Here is a 16,491-nt window from a genome sequence, read left to right as displayed (position 1 = left end):
GAGACGCGAGTTTGGACCCCACGCGATATCCGGACTGCAACAATGTTGTCCCTTGCTATTGGCCAGCGGTCAACTGAAATGATTCCGTTATTTTGCATTCTCTGTCAGTGTTCCGATCATTTCATTGACCAGAGCCGAACAGGCATCTCCTCCCCTGCTGCCATCATTGGACACGGCCACAATCGCCAATCGGCGCGCCGGAGCTAACACTGTTGTGGCAAACCATATCGTGTTGGAACCATTGTGTAACAGCGCCGGTCCAGCAGCCCACGAGCGTGATCCTGGCGCAATCCAGCCCAGCGCATAGGTCTCGCCTTCCAGCGGGGTTTGCAGTCGTGTCAGGCTGTCTTGCGTCAGCCAACCCGCCTGCATCATCGCCGTCAAAAACAGACCGTAATCGCTCAGGCCCATATGGACGGTCCCTGCCGGTCCCAGTGCCTTGGGGTTATCCGATACAGGTGCATCCGGCCCTATGCTCTGGGGTTTGTCTCCAGACCACACATGACCATAAGGCTGCTGGCCTTCAGGGGCACCAAATCCGGCAGATGTCATGCCCAGCGGGCCAAACATCTGTTGCTGCATGACCTCTTCCCACGACAAGCCGGTTATGCCTTCAATCAGACTGCCGACCAGCACATAATTGGCATTGCCATAGGCATACACCCCCAACGGGCCTTCGGGGGCAGCTTCCAGTATGCGTCGGGTAAAATCGGCGCGTTGCACAGGCAGTGGGCGTCTATCGATACGCGCAGCCATCAACCATACCCCGTTGACATAACGCGCATCCAGAAGTCCTGCGCGATGGCGCATGAAGTCCTCGACCGTGCGATCCTGCCAACCCGGATGCAGTTGCACATCCAGCCCTGCTGATCGCACCGCCTCGGCCACAGGCATGTTCCAGACCAGCTTGCCCTGTTCGACTAGGCGCGCCCACAGGGCGGCCGTCATGGCCTTGGTATTGGACCCCAGATGCCACAGATCACTGGCCCCAATAGGTGTTTCTTCATCGGCAATGCGTTTTCCGGTCTGTCCTTGCCAGAGCATCTGGCCCTCGCGCCAGACCGCCCCTGCCAGCCCTATGGGAGCCACCTTTTCAAAGGCCGACTGCAAGCCTGTTTCCAGCTTTTGCTCCAAGGGCTGCTCAGAGCCTGATTCAGGACCCTGCTCGGGATCGGTCTTCGCCGCCATCGCAACGGGTGGCAGTAGCGATACGGCCAGCCCGCTGGCCATGACGGCTCGACGGCCGGCGCAAAAGAGTGTTTGTTTCATGAGGTCATGTTTCGTCTCGTACCGGACATGGCCAAGTTACAATCCGGTAATGCGACCTTTATCCGCATCCAGAATTCTCATGCCCACCGTGTTCGACCGCGAAGGATGCCTCCATGAGTTCCGGCCCCAAGTTACCCGACAACAAGACCAAAACGGGCAAGTCCGAAGACTATGACGCCCTCTATAAGGCCTTGCAGATTCAGATCGTTGACTCACAGGACTGGGCCATCAAGAACGGGATCAAGACCGTCATCATTTTCGAGGGCCGAGACGCGGCGGGCAAGGATGGGGCCATCAAACGCCTGACTGAAAACATGGCCCCGCGCCAGACGCGCGTTGTGGCCCTGCCCAAACCGACCGACCGCGAACTTACCCAATGGTATTTCCAGCGTTATGTTTCACACCTGCCCGCCGCAGGTGAAACCGTCATCTTCAACCGCTCATGGTACAACCGTGCGACGGTCGAGCCAGTGCTGGGCTTTTGCACACCCAGCCAGCACCATGCCTTTATGAACGAGGTCGACGACTTCGAGCGCATGCTGACGCACTCGGGGATTATCCTGATCAAACTGTGGCTGGATATCAGTCGCGAGGAACAGGCTCGTCGTCTGGCCAAAAGGATTCATGATCCGATCAAACGGTTCAAGGTTTCACCTCTGGACAAAGAAGCCCAGGATCGCTGGGATGAATATTCCAGAGCCCGCGACCATATGCTGGCCGAAACACATTTCACCTATGCCCCTTGGACCGTCATCAAATCGGATGACAAGAAGCAAGCCCGCCTGAACGTCATGCGCCATATCTTACGGGTCTGGGGTCGCCCCGGCCTGCAATTGGCCAAAACTGACCCCGACATCGTCATGTCCGCCGACGATGCCAAGGGTCAGTTGAATAGCTGAGCCTATTCTTCCTGTGCCGGTTCTTTCTCTACCAGAGCAGGCGCAGGCTTGCCGTCCGATCCGGTCATGGTCGCCAGAATACGGCTGATCTGGTCGGTCGGCCCTGTGCCATCTGCGGCGCTGGCTTCCAGTTTTGCTGCGCGCGCACGCAGGGATTCCATCCTTGAATGACGCGGATTGTCTTCGGGCATGTTCTGGATTTCGGCATGGCGCTGTTCAAGTTCGGTCACCAGTTCGGCGAACTGGGCCTCGGTCACCGCCTCGCCCTGTTCGAGACGGTTGATCGCCTCTTCCAGTGCCTTTTCCCAAGCCTGATCGTGCGGGGTGACGGTATCAACCATGTGCCGGTTCCTTTTTATTATGGCCGCACCAACAGCACAGCCTCACAAATAGAAATGACAACCCTGCCTTACGGGTTCCGTCTGAAGTGGGCACTTCCTCAACCCGGAGTTAACCCGAAAGGTCCAGCTTGGAGCCTGCGCTATCAAGCCGTCAGCACAGGTTAGAGCCATGTCATCCATCCTGACCCAGAGCTATCGCCGCCAGAAGGACCATTTCCAGCCCGAGGATATGGACCCCGCCGAACAACGCCGCCTGCGCGGCCAACTGGAACAGATCGACTACACCGCCTATGTCGCCAACCGCGAGATCATCGGCAATACACTGGGCAAGATCACTACAGCCGACTTCGAGAAAATGGCCGCCCGAACAGCTCAGGCCCGCGCCCGCTGGGTGGCCGAGGGCCTGCGTCTGGTTCATTCGGGATCGCCCGCCACGCCCGACCAGATTGCCCGCCTAACCAGCGCCCGCACAGCCTATGAGGAACTGGCCGAAGCCTATGAAGGCCTGCGCCGTATGCTGGAACGCGGCTACATCACCCTGTCGGCGAGTTAGAAAAGTCCGGCCAGCCACATCCGCAACGGATTGGCCGGATCGGACAACAGCTTGGCCACCATGGCCAGACAGATCACCACCAGAAGCGGGCGGATCAGGCGTGGTCCGAAGCGGATGGCCGCATGCGATCCCAGCCAGCCACCAACCACCTGTCCCACGGCCATCAGCAGACCAATGGCCCACAGAACATGTCCGCCAACCGCAAACACCACTACCGAAACAATATTACTGGCAAAGTTCAGCGCCTTGGTGTGGGCGGTTGCCCGTGTCAGCCCCATGCCCAGCAGGGTCACAAGGGCCAGCGCAAAGAATGAGCCCGTTCCGGGTCCGAAAAAGCCGTCATAAAAGCCGATACCTCCCGCCACAGCCCCAAAGGCCAGCGGGGTCATGCGAGCCGCCACGTCCTGATCGGTCGCCTTTGGACCAAACAGGAAATACAAGGCAATCGCCACCAGCAGCACCGGAAGCAAGATCATCAGCCATGCGGTGTCGACGAAACTGACCGCGATCGCACCCAGCACCGCGCCGATCACCGTGGCCAGCAGCGGCCATTTCAGCAGGGCAAAATCGATCTGGCCCTTGCGCCAAAAGGTATAGGTGGCCGAGGCCGTACCAAAACTGCCCTGGATCTTATTGGTGGCAATGGCAGCCACAGGACTGACCCCCGCCGCAAGAAGGGCCGGAACAGTAATCAGCCCGCCACCTCCTGCAATCGCATCCACAAAGCCTGCCAGCACAGCCGCCCCGAGCAGAAGGGCGACAATCTCGGGTGCCATATCAAACATCAATCCACACTTCCTGACGGGGAAACAGGTCACAATCGACGTGGCGCGCCCCATGCACCCCGTCGCTTTGCAGGAGCGGACTAGTCTAGTTTTTGCGGGCGGGTCACCACCGGCGCGTCCGGATTGGACTGCATCGGCGCGGCAATGGTCGGGGCGGGTCCCTGTTCAACCACCGGTGCCTCGACAGGCGGTGTCACCACCACGACTGGCGCAGGCTGTGAAGACGCAGGCGCCGTCTGGATGGTCGCCGGACGCGCCGCCGGTGTTGCAGATGAGGTCGCCACAGGCGCAGCAGCAGGACGAGGCGGTGCCTCGGTTGTCACCCGCTGCGGTGCGCGGACCGCCGCCGTGGGTGTCGCCGTGGGTGTCGCCGTTTGCGTCACAACCGGAGCGTTTTGCGAAACCTCGGGTGCGAGGCGCTCAGAAGCGACAGGCGCAGCCGTTTCAGAAGTCACTGTTTCAGGCGCAGCCGCCACCGTTTCTTGAGGTGTGACAGGCGCTTCAGGCTCCCGTTTCATCCACCAAACAACGACACCTGCCGCAATGATCAGCGCACCGGCTGCCACGGCCCAGCGCCCCCATGCCGCAGACGTCTTGGCCGATGCGCGGTCCATTCGGGCTTCAGCTTGGGTCGCACCCGCCACCGGACGGCGCGGAGCCACAACCGGCTCCAGCTCCGACATCACCACAATCTCCTCCGCGACTGGCATAGGGCCAACTGGTGCGGGGGTCACTTGCTGCGGGGCCTGGGGCACGGGTTTCGGTTCGGGTTGCGGTGTCACCGCCGTCAGCGGAGCCGCCGGTTTGGCGGGCGGCACCAGCGAACCCCCAAGAATACCGCCAGCCGGAGCCGCAGGCTTGGCTGCGCCCTGCGGTGCCGGTCTGGGGGTCTGAGGCACATTGGAGAAATTTCCCAGCCCGCGCGACGCAGGTGCCGGTTGAGGCTGGGCGGCACGCGGCGCTTGCGGAATATTGCTGCCACCGGCGACACCGCTGGCCACCGAACCCTTGACCGTCGGCTTGGCCGCTTGCGGATGCGGCGGCATGGCTATCAGACGCGCCAGACCCTCATCGCGCGGCAACGGACCGGCGCGGAACACCGGCTGTGGCGGACGCCCCCATACGATCCGTCCACGCTGGAAACCCGCAGCCGGATCATTCGGCACCATTCCGGCAGACTCCGGCAAGGACGCATTCTCGTCTTGCGGCGCATCGCCGGTGTTTGGGGACAATTTGGACGACATACGTTCTCCAACATTCCGCTCGCTTGCGGGCAGACCATCAACAGATGCAGACAAATCTATGGCCGTGACTGATATCGTCAGCCCATCGCCAGAATATAAATCGCCGATATCATATTCGCAGCCCCTTGGCGCGACCCATGCAGATTCTGCTGATATCCAGAACAGCTTTGAAGCCATCACTTGCCACAGACAGCCTCGCTTCACCCAGAGTTTACCTAAGGTCGCCTTATATCTTGACGCTGGGTTAGACAAAAAGACGTAATCTACGCCCTTTTAAGTAACAATGTCCCAAAGCTCTGCTTCAGGCTGTTGACCGCGCCCGACGGGCCGTTCATCACAAAGGAAAATAATCTCAGGGAAAGGTGACGCGTTCATGGGTATGGTGGCGAACGTCAAGCGTGAAATCCGCTTCGTCGGAGGCTTGCTGCGCCTCTTGAAAAGGATCAAGCCCATCACGCTCGACAGTGATGTTCTGATCTGTGACGACATCGAAGAGGCTGTCGACAAATACCCTGACAATATCGCCTTCGAGGACGAGACACGCAAACTCACCTATCGCGAGTTTGAAGCCCTGGCGAACCGCTATGCCAACTGGGCAGCCAGCCGCAATCTAAAGCGCGGCGATACCATTGCCCTGATCATGCACAACCGCGTGGAATATGTGGCGGCATGGTTCGGTTTTTCCAAGATCGGCGTCGCCACCGCCCTGATCAACAACAACCTGTCCGGTCCGGCCCTGGCCCACTGTCTGAATATTTCGGGCGCATTCAATGTGGTGTCCGACGAGGACTGCTGGAAGGCGGCTGACGATGCCCGTCCCCTGGTCGATCGCGACATCATGTTGTGGGTTATGGGACTGGACGAGGCCAACGAGAGCAATAACCGTCGCGATTTCGACAATGTGGTCCGCAGTGCCTCCTCGGTCCGTCCACAACGCTCTATCCGCAAGGGTCTGACCAACCGCGACACGGCCCTTTATATCTTCACCTCGGGCACGACCGGCCTGCCCAAGGCCGCACGTATTACCCATACCCGCGCCCGCACCTATATGCGCGCCTTTGCCGGTGCTACGGGTTCAACGCAGAAAGACGTGCTGTTCAACGTCCTGCCACTGTACCACTCGACCGGCGGTCTGGTCGGGGTCGGCTCGGTGCTGCTGAATGGTGGCCGGATCGTGACACGCCGCCGCTTCTCGGCCACCCATTTCTGGCCCGATGTCAAAGCCACCGGCGCGACCATGTTTGTCTATATCGGCGAGCTGTGCCGCTATCTGGTCAACTCGCCGCAAAACCCCGACGAACGCGCCCACAAGCTGCGCCTCGCCTTTGGTAACGGCCTGCGTCCAGATGTGTGGGAAGAATTCCAGAGCCGCTTCAACATCGGCAATATTCTCGAATTCTACGGCTCCACCGAGGGCAATGTCTCGCTGTTCAATTTTGGCGGCAAGGCGGGGGCTATCGGCCGCGTACCCGGCTATCTGAAATCACAACTGAACCTGCGCATCATCGAACTGGACGATGATGGCGAACCCGTCCGTCTGCCAAACGGCATGTGCAAACTGGTCCGTGTGGGCGATACCGGCGAGGCCATCGGTGTCATCGGTAGCACAGTGAAGCACGACTTCACCGGTTATGCCGACAAGGCCGCGACCCAGAAAAAAATCCTCACCGACGTGTTCAAAAAAGGCGACCGCTGGTTCCGTACCGGCGACCTAATGCGTCAGGACAAGGAAGGCTATGTCTTCTTCATGGACCGTCTGGGCGACACCTTCCGCTGGAAGGGCGAGAATGTTTCCACCGCCGAGGTTGAGCAACATCTGTCCGAAGCCGAGGGCGTTCAGGAAGTCATCGCCTATGGCGTCGAAGTTCCCGGACAAGACGGCAAGGCCGGCATGGTGGCTCTGGTCCTTGATCCCGACACCATCTTCAACGCCAAGGCCTTTGCCGCCCGCGCCGAGGCGGAACTGCCCCCCTATGCGCGCCCCCTCTTCGTACGGATTATGGAATCGGCCTCGACCACCGGCACTTTCAAATACCGCAAGGTCGATCTGGTGTCGGACGGCTTTGATCCCGACAAGGTCAAGGGCACCATCTATTTCCGTGGCGGTGAAGACGGCTATCAGGTCATGACCAAGGCCATCCTCAAGGACATCTTATCGGGCAAGATACGCCTCTAAGGGTTTTACGACTGCCCCACACAAAAGGGCGACGCTGAAAACAGCGTCGCCCTTTGCAATTGTCTAACAGCCTGCGCGCCTAACCTATGGCGTCTATAAAAGCTCCGATCTCTGCCAGTACCCGAGCTGTGGCCTCGCGATGGGGCATATGGCCGATCCCTTCCAGCATCAGCATCCGCGCCGCGCCACCGCTTAGGTCGACGATCATCTGCGGATGCTGTTCGCTGCCAAACTCGTCATTCTGCCCATGCAGAGCCAGTACCGGCACCTTGATCTGCGACAGTACCGCCTCCAGTGACCAATCTGCATAGTCCGGTGCCATCCACGTCTCGATCCAGGCATCCAGCACCCAGCGCGCCCGCATATCGTGATAGCGAGCCAGTCGCTCGATCTGGCCATCCTGTGCAAAGGCGATCTTCGCGTCGCGTATCCCCTGAAGGGTTTGTTTCTCGACAAAGGTTTGCGCCGCCATGGTCACGACACCGGCCACATGTTCAGGCAAGGCCGCGGCGGCCGCCAACGCCATACCGCCGCCTACACTGTGACCCAACAGGATCACCCGCTCCAGCCCCAGAGCCTGCATCACCGGCACAATGCCTTCATAGGCCTCGTCGGCAATAAAGCTGGCGGCCATGGGTTGGGTCCGCTGCACCGAGCGGCCAAATCCGGCCCGATCATAGGCCACGACCGTGCGCCCCGTCGCATTTGCCAGTTGCTGCGGAAACTCGCGCCACAACGACACCGCCCCCAGCGAGTCATGCAGCATCAGGATGGGCAACTTGTCGGCATCTCCTTGCCAGACCTGCCCGTACAGCGGGCCATGCGGGCTATCGGCTTCAAACGCGGTCGGGGTAATCGCAACAAACTCGGACATGGGCGCGTCCATAGCCAACGAATATAGGCCACGCCAATCCCGGAAATGCTTGCGGTTGAAACCTCGCCTTAAGCATTAACCGTCACAAGAAGTCCCAGTTTGATCCACTCCAGAGCCTCGGTCGCCCATGTTCCAGATTATCGGCATCATCATGCTGTTTGCCATGGTGTTCGGCAGCTTCCTGCTGCACGGCGGCAAGATGGCGACCATTCTGTATTCATTGCCCTATGAGTTGATGGCGATTTTCGGAGCCGGTATCGCGGCCTTTTTGATCTCCAACTCCATGCCGGTCATCAAGGGCACGCTGGGCGGTCTGGGCAAGTGTTTCAAAGGTCCGAAGTGGAAGAAGCAGGACTATAAGGACCTGCTCAGCCTGCTGTTCCAGTTGTCCAAGACTATGAAGTCCAAGGGCGTCATTGCGCTGGAAAGCCATATCGAAAAGCCGGCCGACAGCCCGATCTTCCAGAAATACCCCAAGGTCATGAAGGACCATTTCGCTGTCGATTTCATCTGCGACACCCTGCGCATGATGACCATGAACCTCGAAGATCCGCACCAGATCGAGGACGCCATGGAAAAACAGCTGGAAAAACATCACCATGAGGCGCTGGCTCCAGCCCATGCCCTGCAAACCCTCGCCGACGGCCTGCCCGCTCTGGGCATCGTGGCCGCCGTTCTGGGCATCATCAAAACCATGGGTTCGATTACCGAGCCGCCGGAAGTTCTGGGCGGCATGATCGGCGGCGCTCTGGTCGGTACCTTCCTTGGCGTGTTCCTCGCCTATGGTCTGGTGGGACCGTTTGCCTCCCGCCTGAATGCCATTGTCGAGGAAGAAAGCTCTTTCTACAAAATCATCCAGTCCGTTCTTGTCGCGCACCTGCATGGTAATGCGGCCCAGATCTCCGTCGAGATCGGCCGTGGTGACATTCCCACCACCAGCCAGCCCAGCTTTACCGAGATGGAAGAAGCCCTCGCCTCTGTTCCGGCTGTGTAGGGTTTCTTTGCATCATCCGAGTCGCGTTCTGAATAGCCAGCCTGCATCCACGTAATGCAGGCTGGCTTTTTGCAGTTTACTTGACGACAAAACGACGTCTGGTGTGACCGAAAGCCGCAAAACGTGCCTGATAGGCCAGACAGACCAATAAATTTTATTATTTAAATTCAAGAAACAAGCGAAAAAATCACGCATTCCACAGCCGACTTCACGAAGGCGTGAGAATTTCGCTTGCGATTCCGCTCACGATCCCGTTATCTGTTGGTCAGCGAGGCGTTAGGCCCCGCCCTAACCTTCTGAAGGAAGACACAACATGCGCATCACTGCCCTGATCGCCGCTTCGGCTGCTGCCCTGGCCCTGGCTGCTTGCACCCCGGCTGCTGAAGCTCCGGCTGCTGAAGAAGCTGCTGCTGAAGCCACCGACGCTGCTGCTGAAGCCACCACCCAAGCTGCTGAAGCCACCGACGCTGCTGCCGCTGCAACCGAAGCTGCTGCTGACGCTGCTGCTGCTCCGGCTGCTGACGCTGCTGCTGCTGCTCCGGCTGCTGCTCCGGCTGCTCCGGCTGCCTAAGCCAACTAAGATTTCTATCTTGGTTCACGGGGCTTACGCTTCGTGAGGGAAAAGGGTCGCTTTCGGGCGGCCCTTTTTTCATGCCCGAAACGCGGCTATGCCGCTGGGCATGACTGACGACACCGCCACGACGCCATCGCACTCCCCGCAGCTTTTCTGGGCCGAAGACGGCTCGCCCCGCTCGGGACGTTTCGGCGATGTCTATTTTTCCAAAGATGACGGACTTGCTGAAACCCGCGCCGTGTTCCTGGGCGGCTGTGACATGCCCGCCGTCTGGCAGGGCCGCAAACATTTCACCGTTGCCGAGCTGGGTTTTGGTACGGGGCTGAACATCATCGCCCTGATAGACCTGTGGCGACAGCATCGGCCCGCGGGTGGTCGGCTGCATGTATTCTCGGTCGAGGGCTTTCCGCTGTCGCGCGAAGAAGCCGCCCGCGCCCTTGCCGCATGGCCTGATGTCGAAGACACCGCCCGCGCCATTCTTGACCAATGGCCGAGCCACCGCCCCGGTTTTCACCGTATCGACCTGAACGACTGGGGCGTCAGCATCGACCTAGCCATCGGCGAGGTCGAATGGGCGCTGGATGCATGGCAGGGCAAGGCCGATGCGTGGTTCCTCGACGGGTTCTCGCCCGCCCTCAACCCCGGCATGTGGTCCGAGGACATTATGGCCCGCGTGGCGGCCCGTTCTGCCCCTGCCTGTCATCTGGCCACCTTTACAGTCGCGGGGGCCGTGCGCCGCGCCCTGTCGGCCAACGGTTTTGTGGTCGAGAAAAAAGCCGGTCACGGTCGCAAGCGCGAACGGCTGGAAGCCCGCATGTCTGGTGAAGCCCCCGTCTCACCCAGCCCGCGCATCGCCATTATCGGGGCCGGTATCGCAGGGGCCAGCCTTGCCCGCGCGTTCAAGGCTCTGGGCCACAGCCCGACCCTCATCGAGGCCGAACATGCGGGGGCTGGTGCATCCGGCTTTCCTGCCTCTCTGGTCACGCCCCGCCTTGACGCGGGCGATGCCTTTATCGGTGGCCTCTATGCCCAGTGTCTGGAACGCGCCGGACAGCTCTATGGCGCGATAGACGGGGCCATCCTGTCGCACGGCGTCATTCATCTGGAGCACATGGCCCGCGACGCTGCCCGCTTCGACAAGATCGCCGACCAACCGCTGTGGCCGGACAACAGCATGACCCGCCTGTGTACCGATGATGCCTCGGCCCTCATTGGCGAGCCGGTCAGCAAGGGCGGACTGGACATGAAGACCGCCTTTGCCCTGTCTCCTGCCGCGGTCCTGCCGGTCTGGCTAGAGGGTTGTGACTTTATCAAAGCCACCGCCGCCAGCCTGAACCGCACCGAAGACGGCTGGCAGATACGGGATGCCGACGGCACTGTTATCGTCGAGGCCGACCATGTCATCCTCGCCGCCGGTTGGGGCAATGCGGCCCTTGCGCCGCAGCTTGGTCTCGCCCCCGTTGCCGGACAGGCTGACTGGAGCACGGGCGAGACATCAAATGCCCGCGCCGTCGCATGGGGGGGCTATTGCGTGCCGACTGGAAACGGCCTGCTTTACGGGGCCACCCATGATCGCGGCGTGACCGAGCCTGTGACCTCCGACGAGGCCAGCGTCCGCAACCGCGACACACTCAGCGCCGCCCTGCCCGAACGCCTGAAACAGGTGGATCAAGGCACGCCGCATCGCCGTGTCGCGGTGCGGGCCACCACGCCCGATCGTCTGCCGGTCTGCGGCATTCTGGAAGGCGGCCTGCACATACTGGGTGGCATGGGATCGCGCGGCTTCTGTGCCTCGCCATTATTGGCCGAACATCTGGCCGCCACCGTCTGTAAAACGCCCTCGCCCCTGCCCGCTGGCTGGGTCGCGCGCCTATCGCCGGAACGTTTCACCACGCATTCAGTTTAACAGGCTAAAATGCGTCGTCCTTCATGCTTCTGGAGTTCACAGTGATGAACCTGAAACTCGTAAGCGCCTTCGCTCTTGCCGCCTTGGTCAGTGCCTGTGCCCCTGTTGCGGGAGATAGCCGTCCATCTGCCGCCAATATGGCGGGCAGTTCGCCCCGACAGTGTTTCAACAGCGATCAGGTGCGCGGTTTTACCGCCCCCAAACGCGACACCATACATCTTCAGGTTGATGGCAACCGCACGTTTGAGCTTGAGGCATTCGGGGTGTGTAACGAACTCGATAATGCCTTCGGCATCGCCCTCATGCCCGATCTAGGCATGAACCGTCTCTGCACCGGCGATACTGCCCGCATTGTGACCCGTAGCGGTCTGGAGCCAATCACGTCCTGCCGCGTCCGTGTCGTCAAACGCGTGATGGACGAACCCGCTGCCAAGGCCGATGAAGGTAACGAAACCCACCCTGCGGCATAACTTACATTATCGTAATAGAGTATTGTTCTGGGTTGGTCCCCACTTCAGAACCCGCTAAAACGCTGGCACGGTTTTGCTGTGTCGGCGTTTTTATTGGCCGGATATCCCTACCCTTTTTCTCGTTTGAGAGATCATAGATTTTATGCGCACGTTCCGCCCGTCGTCCCGCATCCTTCTGGCCACAGCCTGTGTCCTGAGCCTCGGTCTAGCGGCCTGTGGTGAAGAGAAAAAGCCGGAACCGCCTTCCACGACAACCGTCAGTGCCATCACGACAACGCAGGCCAGCCTGCCACGCATCGTTGTCGCATCGGGCACTGTCAGCGCATGGGAAGAAGTGCCGGTCGGAGCCGAAACGGGCGGTCTGACCGCAACCGTCGTGCATGTGGATGAGGGCAGCTATGTGCGTCAGGGCCAGCCCTTGGTCCAAATGAACGATGTCTTGTTGCGCGCCCAGATGCGTCAGCAACAGGCCTCTGTGCAGACGGCAGAGGCCAATGTCGCCCGTGACGATGCCGCCCTTGCCCGCGCACAGGAGCTTAAAGAAAAGGGTTTCCTTTCGCAGGCGGCACTGGACAAGGCTCTGGCTGACCAGCGCGCCTCGGCGGCCAATCTGGCTGCGGCCCGCGCCGGCCTTGCCGAAACCCGTACCCGCGTCGAGCAGGCCGTGATCCGCGCTCCCGTTTCAGGCCAGATCATCAGCCGCAGCGTCACCCGTGGCCAGATCATCCAGCAAGGGGCCGAACTGTTCCGCATGGTTCGTGACGGCCGCCTCGAACTGGATGCCCAAATTCCTGAAACCGATCTGCCCGCCCTTGCGGCGGGACAGTCGGCGCGCATCACAGCGTCACAAGTGGCCCCCACCACCGGCACCGTCCGTATCGTCACTCCCGAAGTGGATGCCCAGACCCGTCTGGGTATTGCCCGTATCAGCCTTGCCCCGAATAGCGGCCTGAAAGCGGGCATGTTCGCCCGTGCCGAGATTTCAGCCGGTACCCGCGACGCCACTGTGGTTCCTACGGCGGCCGTACTTTATCGCAATAACAAATCGGGCGTTTTCGTAATCGAAGCGGGCAACAAGGTCCGCTTTGTTCCTGTCACGGTTCTGATGCGAGACGACACCCAGACTTCGGTCGGCGATCTGCCCGTCGGTGCCCGTGTCGCCGTTCAGGGGGCTGGCTTCCTGAATGACGGCGACGCCGTCACCGTTGCACGTGCCGTACCCGCAACAACAGCACCCGCAACGGCACCCGCCCCTGCCGCAGCCCGAAAATAGGGACCTGAACGATGAACAATATTTCGTCGTGGGCGATTAAAAATCCGATCCCGATCATCCTGCTGTTTCTGTTGCTCACCGTCAGCGGTCTGGTCGGCTTCAGCTCGATGCGAATCAATAACAACCCCGATATCGACTTCCCGCTGGTCAATGTCACCGCCGTCCGTCCGGGGGCTGCGCCTTCGGAAATGGAGGTGCAGGTCACGCGCGTCGTCGAGGATTCGATTGCGGGTCTGTCGGGCGTTCGCAACGTGTTTTCCAACATCGGCGACGGCGTCTCGACCACGATGATCGAGTTCGAACTGGGCACCGATACCGAACGCGCCACCAATGATGTGCGAAATGCCATGAGCGGCATTCGGTCCACCTTGCCACAGGACATGCAAGAACCGACGGTCCAGCGTATCGACATTACCGGCGATGCGCTGATTACCTATGTGGTCCGCTCGCCGACCATGACGCCCGAGCAGATCAGCTGGTATATCGACAACAATATTTCCAAGCGTCTGCTGGGCCTTGGCGGTGTGGGCGAGGTCAACCGTTCGGGCGGTGTGGACCGTGAAATCCGTGTTGAACTGGACCCGCAACGTCTGGCCGCCTATGGCGTCACCGCCGCACAGGTCAGTCAGGCTCTGACCAACGTCAACAACAACCTGCCCGGTGGCCGCGTCACTGTCGCGGGGGCCGAGCGTTCGGTACGCACGATCGGTTCGGCCACTTCTGTCGAACAACTGGCCAATACACTGGTGCCACTGGGCAATGGCCGCAGTGTGCGCCTGTCCGATCTGGGTCAGGTCGTCGACAAGTGGGGCGAGCCGCGCCGTATTGCCCGCTACAACGGTCAGGAGGCCGTGACCTTCAACTTCCTGCGCTCGCGCGAGGCTTCCGAAGTCAAGGTGGCCGAAAAGGTCCGCAAGGAAATCGAGGCCATCAATGCCGAACGCAAGGATCTGACGATCGAAGAGGTCACCTCATCGGTCAAATATATCGAGGAATCTTACCTCGCTTCGCTGGAAGCCCTGGCCCTTGGCGCTGTTCTGGCCGTCATTGTAGTGTTCATCTTCCTGCGGGACTGGCGGGCGACCTTTATTGCCGCCACTGCCATGCCTTTGTCGCTGATCCCGACATTCGCGTTTCTGGCCCCGATGGACCAGTCACTTAATGTGGTGACGCTGCTGGCCCTGTCTTTGACCATCGGCATTCTGGTCGATGACGCCATCGTGGAAATCGAGAACATCGTGCGGCACATGCGCGATGGCAAACCGCCCTATGACGCGGCTTTCGAAGCCGCAGACGAGATCGGTCTGGCCGTTGTGGCCACAACCGGCACCATTATCGCCGTGTTTGCCCCCGTCGGTTTCATGCCGGGCATTATCGGCCAGTTCTTCAAGGCTTTTGCACTGGCGGCCTGTATCTCGGTCTTCTTCTCGCTGGTCGTGGCCCGCACCCTGACCCCGCTGATGGCCGCCTTCCTGCTCAAGCACACCAAGCACGAGGACAAGGATCCAAAATGGATGCCGTCCTATCTGAACGCGCTGAAATGGTGCCTTGCCCACCGCTGGCTGGTCTTCATCTTCGGGGCTGTGTTCCTCGTCGGTTCGTTTGTGGCGGCTGGCGTGACCAAGATGTCGTTCGAGTTCATGTCGCCCGCCGATGAATCCCGCGCGGCCTTCCAGATCGAGCTTCCCCCCGGTTCGACGCTTCGCCAGACCGACGAGGTTGTTCAGCAAGTCACGCGTATCCTGAACGGTCGCGACGAGGTTATTTCCGTCTATGCCGCCATTGGCGGTCAAGAGGTCAATCAGGCCAATGTCTATGCCGACATGGTACCCAAAGGTGACCGCAGCCTGTCACAACAGGAGTTCCAGCGCGTCGTAGTGGACGAGCTGAAACAAATTCCGGGGGCCCGTATCCGCGCCGGTATCGCCCAACAGGGCGGTGGCCCCGGCGACGGCACCAGCTACGAATTCGCCCTTCTGGGTGATAACCCCGCCGTGCTGGAACAGGCCGCCCGTGCGGTCGAGGCCGAGATGCGTACCGTCAAGGGACTGGCCAATGTGGTCAATACCTCGTCCATCGCCCGCCCCGAGATTGTCGTCACCCCCCGTCCCGACGAAGCCGCGCTGCTGGGCGTCTCGACCGGAGCCATCTCGCAGGTGGTGCGCGTTGCCACACTGGGCGATGTCGACCAGAACCTGCCCAAATATAATCTGGGCGACCGTCAGGTGCCGATCCGCTTGCAACTGACCGAAGACGCGCGTGAAGACCTGTCGGTTATCCAGAACCTGCGGGTACCGACCAGCAGCGGCACTTCCGTGCCCTTGAGCGCAGTGGCCGATGTCGAGTTTGGAGCCGGCCCCGCCAGCGTCAGCCGTCGCGACCGCGCGCGTCTGGTCTCGATCCGCGCCGAGTTGAACGGCATCACTACCGGTGCTGCGGCTCAGGCGGTCAAGGAACTGCCTTCGGTCAAGAAACTGCCTGAGGGCGTGCGTCAGGTTGCGGCTGGCGATGAAGAATTCATTCAGGAGATGCTGATCGGCTTCGGTATCGCCTTCATCAGCGGCATCCTGCTGATGTATGCGGTTCTGACCCTTCTGTTCAAATCCTTCGCCTATCCGGTCACCATTATGGCGGCTCTGCCTCTGGCCATTGGCGGGGCTATTCTGGGCCTCATCATCATGGGCAAGAGTTTCTCGATGTCAGCCCTGATCGGGGTCCTGATGTTGATGGGTATTGCGGCCAAGAACTCCATCCTGCTTGTGGACTATATCATCATGGCCGAACGTGACGGGATGAGCCGTTACGAGGCCATTATGGATGCCGCCCACAAACGCGCCCGTCCGATCCTGATGACGACCTTTGCTATGGGAGCCGGCATGGTGCCGATTGCCATCGGCATCGGGGCCGATGTGGAGTTCCGCTCGCCCATGGCGGTGGCGGTGCTGTTTGGCCTGATTTCTTCAACCTTCCTATCCCTGCTCTATATCCCGGCAGTGTTCACCATCGTCGACGATATCGCGCAGTTCGCCCGCCGTATTCTGGCGCGTATGTTTGCCAGCCAGAAACAGCATGCGGACGGGGTGACCAAGAGCAAATACTAGCCCTTCCCTCCAAGGCCTCCGGTATAGAACCG

The 16,491-nt window shown here is 60.4% G+C and carries 14 protein-coding genes; 9 read left to right on the top strand and 5 right to left on the bottom strand.

All coding sequences use genetic code 11. The annotated features are described in order from the left end of the window. Positions 1-87 precede the first annotated feature (87 nt). Positions 88-1,230, bottom strand: coding sequence for a serine hydrolase domain-containing protein (locus tag WEU32_RS03930; protein WP_406852942.1), 1,143 nt, complete (start codon positions 1,228-1,230; stop codon positions 88-90). 152 nt (positions 1,231-1,382) lie between these two features. Here WEU32_RS03930 and ppk2 point away from each other — a divergent pair, with 152 nt between their 5' ends. Then, on the top strand, positions 1,383-2,168 hold the full coding sequence (gene ppk2 / locus WEU32_RS03925) for a polyphosphate kinase 2 (RefSeq protein WP_312815581.1): 786 nt from the start codon (positions 1,383-1,385) through the stop codon (positions 2,166-2,168). 2 nt (positions 2,169-2,170) lie between these two features. On the opposite strand, the gene WEU32_RS03920 is transcribed toward ppk2, so the two are convergent. After that, positions 2,171-2,509, bottom strand: a complete 339-nt coding sequence (locus WEU32_RS03920) for a hypothetical protein (protein WP_312815579.1) — start codon at positions 2,507-2,509, stop codon at positions 2,171-2,173. Positions 2,510-2,678: 169 nt separating this feature from the next. Between WEU32_RS03920 and WEU32_RS03915 the strand changes: the two genes are divergently transcribed. Further along, on the top strand, positions 2,679-3,062 hold the full coding sequence (locus WEU32_RS03915; RefSeq protein WP_312135357.1) for a hypothetical protein: 384 nt from the start codon (positions 2,679-2,681) through the stop codon (positions 3,060-3,062). On the opposite strand, the gene WEU32_RS03910 is transcribed toward WEU32_RS03915, so the two are convergent. Both WEU32_RS03910 and WEU32_RS03905 read right to left on the bottom strand, forming a co-directional pair. Beyond that, entirely contained in the window at positions 3,059-3,847 is a 789-nt protein-coding gene (locus tag WEU32_RS03910) for a TSUP family transporter (RefSeq protein ID WP_406852941.1), read from the bottom strand. The genes WEU32_RS03915 and WEU32_RS03910 overlap by 4 nt on opposite strands. 80 nt (positions 3,848-3,927) lie before the next feature. Next, on the bottom strand, positions 3,928-5,091 hold the full coding sequence (locus WEU32_RS03905) for a hypothetical protein (protein ID WP_406852940.1): 1,164 nt from the start codon (positions 5,089-5,091) through the stop codon (positions 3,928-3,930). Positions 5,092-5,464: 373 nt separating this feature from the next. Between WEU32_RS03905 and WEU32_RS03900 the strand changes: the two genes are divergently transcribed. Continuing rightward, a complete protein-coding gene (locus WEU32_RS03900) occupies positions 5,465-7,267 on the top strand; it encodes a long-chain-acyl-CoA synthetase (protein WP_406852939.1) in 1,803 nt (600 codons plus the stop codon). Between the two features lie 79 nt (positions 7,268-7,346). Here the strand turns inward: WEU32_RS03900 and WEU32_RS03895 are convergent, their stop codons facing one another. Beyond that, positions 7,347-8,141, bottom strand: a complete 795-nt coding sequence (locus WEU32_RS03895) for an alpha/beta fold hydrolase (RefSeq protein ID WP_406852938.1) — start codon at positions 8,139-8,141, stop codon at positions 7,347-7,349. Between the two features lie 127 nt (positions 8,142-8,268). Here WEU32_RS03895 and motA point away from each other — a divergent pair, with 127 nt between their 5' ends. The 6 genes from motA to WEU32_RS03865 all read left to right on the top strand — a co-directional run bounded on the left by motA (position 8,269) and on the right by WEU32_RS03865 (position 16,459). Then, the gene (gene motA, locus WEU32_RS03890) at positions 8,269-9,135 is read left to right on the top strand and encodes a flagellar motor stator protein MotA (protein WP_312135351.1); all 867 of its coding nucleotides are present in this window, start codon (positions 8,269-8,271) and stop codon (positions 9,133-9,135) included. Positions 9,136-9,448: 313 nt separating this feature from the next. Beyond that, positions 9,449-9,706 carry a hypothetical protein gene (locus WEU32_RS03885; protein ID WP_312135349.1) on the top strand — a complete coding sequence of 86 codons (258 nt, stop codon included), beginning with the start codon at positions 9,449-9,451 and terminating at the stop codon, positions 9,704-9,706. A gap of 109 nt (positions 9,707-9,815) precedes the next feature. Continuing rightward, positions 9,816-11,615: a tRNA (5-methylaminomethyl-2-thiouridine)(34)-methyltransferase MnmD gene (gene mnmD, locus WEU32_RS03880; RefSeq protein ID WP_406852937.1), complete on the top strand. Its 1,800-nt coding sequence runs from the start codon at positions 9,816-9,818 to the stop codon at positions 11,613-11,615. Between the two features lie 44 nt (positions 11,616-11,659). Then, complete coding sequence (locus WEU32_RS03875) at positions 11,660-12,085, top strand: DUF6491 family protein (protein WP_406852936.1); 426 nt, start codon at positions 11,660-11,662, stop codon at positions 12,083-12,085. A gap of 142 nt (positions 12,086-12,227) precedes the next feature. Continuing rightward, on the top strand, positions 12,228-13,358 hold the full coding sequence (locus WEU32_RS03870; protein ID WP_406852935.1) for an efflux RND transporter periplasmic adaptor subunit: 1,131 nt from the start codon (positions 12,228-12,230) through the stop codon (positions 13,356-13,358). A gap of 11 nt (positions 13,359-13,369) precedes the next feature. Beyond that, positions 13,370-16,459 carry an efflux RND transporter permease subunit gene (locus WEU32_RS03865; RefSeq protein ID WP_406852934.1) on the top strand — a complete coding sequence of 1,030 codons (3,090 nt, stop codon included), beginning with the start codon at positions 13,370-13,372 and terminating at the stop codon, positions 16,457-16,459. Positions 16,460-16,491: the final 32 nt, after the last annotated feature.

Origin of the sequence: Brevundimonas sp. BH3 (genome assembly GCF_045345115.1) — a bacterium.
In the GTDB taxonomy this organism is placed as follows: Bacteria; Pseudomonadota; Alphaproteobacteria; order Caulobacterales; family Caulobacteraceae; genus Brevundimonas.
Note: the sequence above shows the minus strand (reverse complement) of the source record. Positions and strands in the feature narration are given on the sequence as shown.

Coding starts and splice junctions, on each gene's coding strand:
- WEU32_RS03930 (WP_406852942.1), bottom strand. CDS start 1,230: ATGGCCAGCGGGCTGGCCGTATCGCTACTGCCACCCGTTGCGATGGCG.
- ppk2 (WP_312815581.1), top strand. CDS start 1,383: ATGAGTTCCGGCCCCAAGTTACCCGACAACAAGACCAAAACGGGCAAG.
- WEU32_RS03920 (WP_312815579.1), bottom strand. CDS start 2,509: ATGGTTGATACCGTCACCCCGCACGATCAGGCTTGGGAAAAGGCACTG.
- WEU32_RS03915 (WP_312135357.1), top strand. CDS start 2,679: ATGTCATCCATCCTGACCCAGAGCTATCGCCGCCAGAAGGACCATTTC.
- WEU32_RS03910 (WP_406852941.1), bottom strand. CDS start 3,847: ATGTTTGATATGGCACCCGAGATTGTCGCCCTTCTGCTCGGGGCGGCT.
- WEU32_RS03905 (WP_406852940.1), bottom strand. CDS start 5,091: ATGTCGTCCAAATTGTCCCCAAACACCGGCGATGCGCCGCAAGACGAG.
- WEU32_RS03900 (WP_406852939.1), top strand. CDS start 5,465: ATGGGTATGGTGGCGAACGTCAAGCGTGAAATCCGCTTCGTCGGAGGC.
- WEU32_RS03895 (WP_406852938.1), bottom strand. CDS start 8,141: ATGTCCGAGTTTGTTGCGATTACCCCGACCGCGTTTGAAGCCGATAGC.
- motA (WP_312135351.1), top strand. CDS start 8,269: ATGTTCCAGATTATCGGCATCATCATGCTGTTTGCCATGGTGTTCGGC.
- WEU32_RS03885 (WP_312135349.1), top strand. CDS start 9,449: ATGCGCATCACTGCCCTGATCGCCGCTTCGGCTGCTGCCCTGGCCCTG.
- mnmD (WP_406852937.1), top strand. CDS start 9,816: ATGACTGACGACACCGCCACGACGCCATCGCACTCCCCGCAGCTTTTC.
- WEU32_RS03875 (WP_406852936.1), top strand. CDS start 11,660: ATGAACCTGAAACTCGTAAGCGCCTTCGCTCTTGCCGCCTTGGTCAGT.
- WEU32_RS03870 (WP_406852935.1), top strand. CDS start 12,228: ATGCGCACGTTCCGCCCGTCGTCCCGCATCCTTCTGGCCACAGCCTGT.
- WEU32_RS03865 (WP_406852934.1), top strand. CDS start 13,370: ATGAACAATATTTCGTCGTGGGCGATTAAAAATCCGATCCCGATCATC.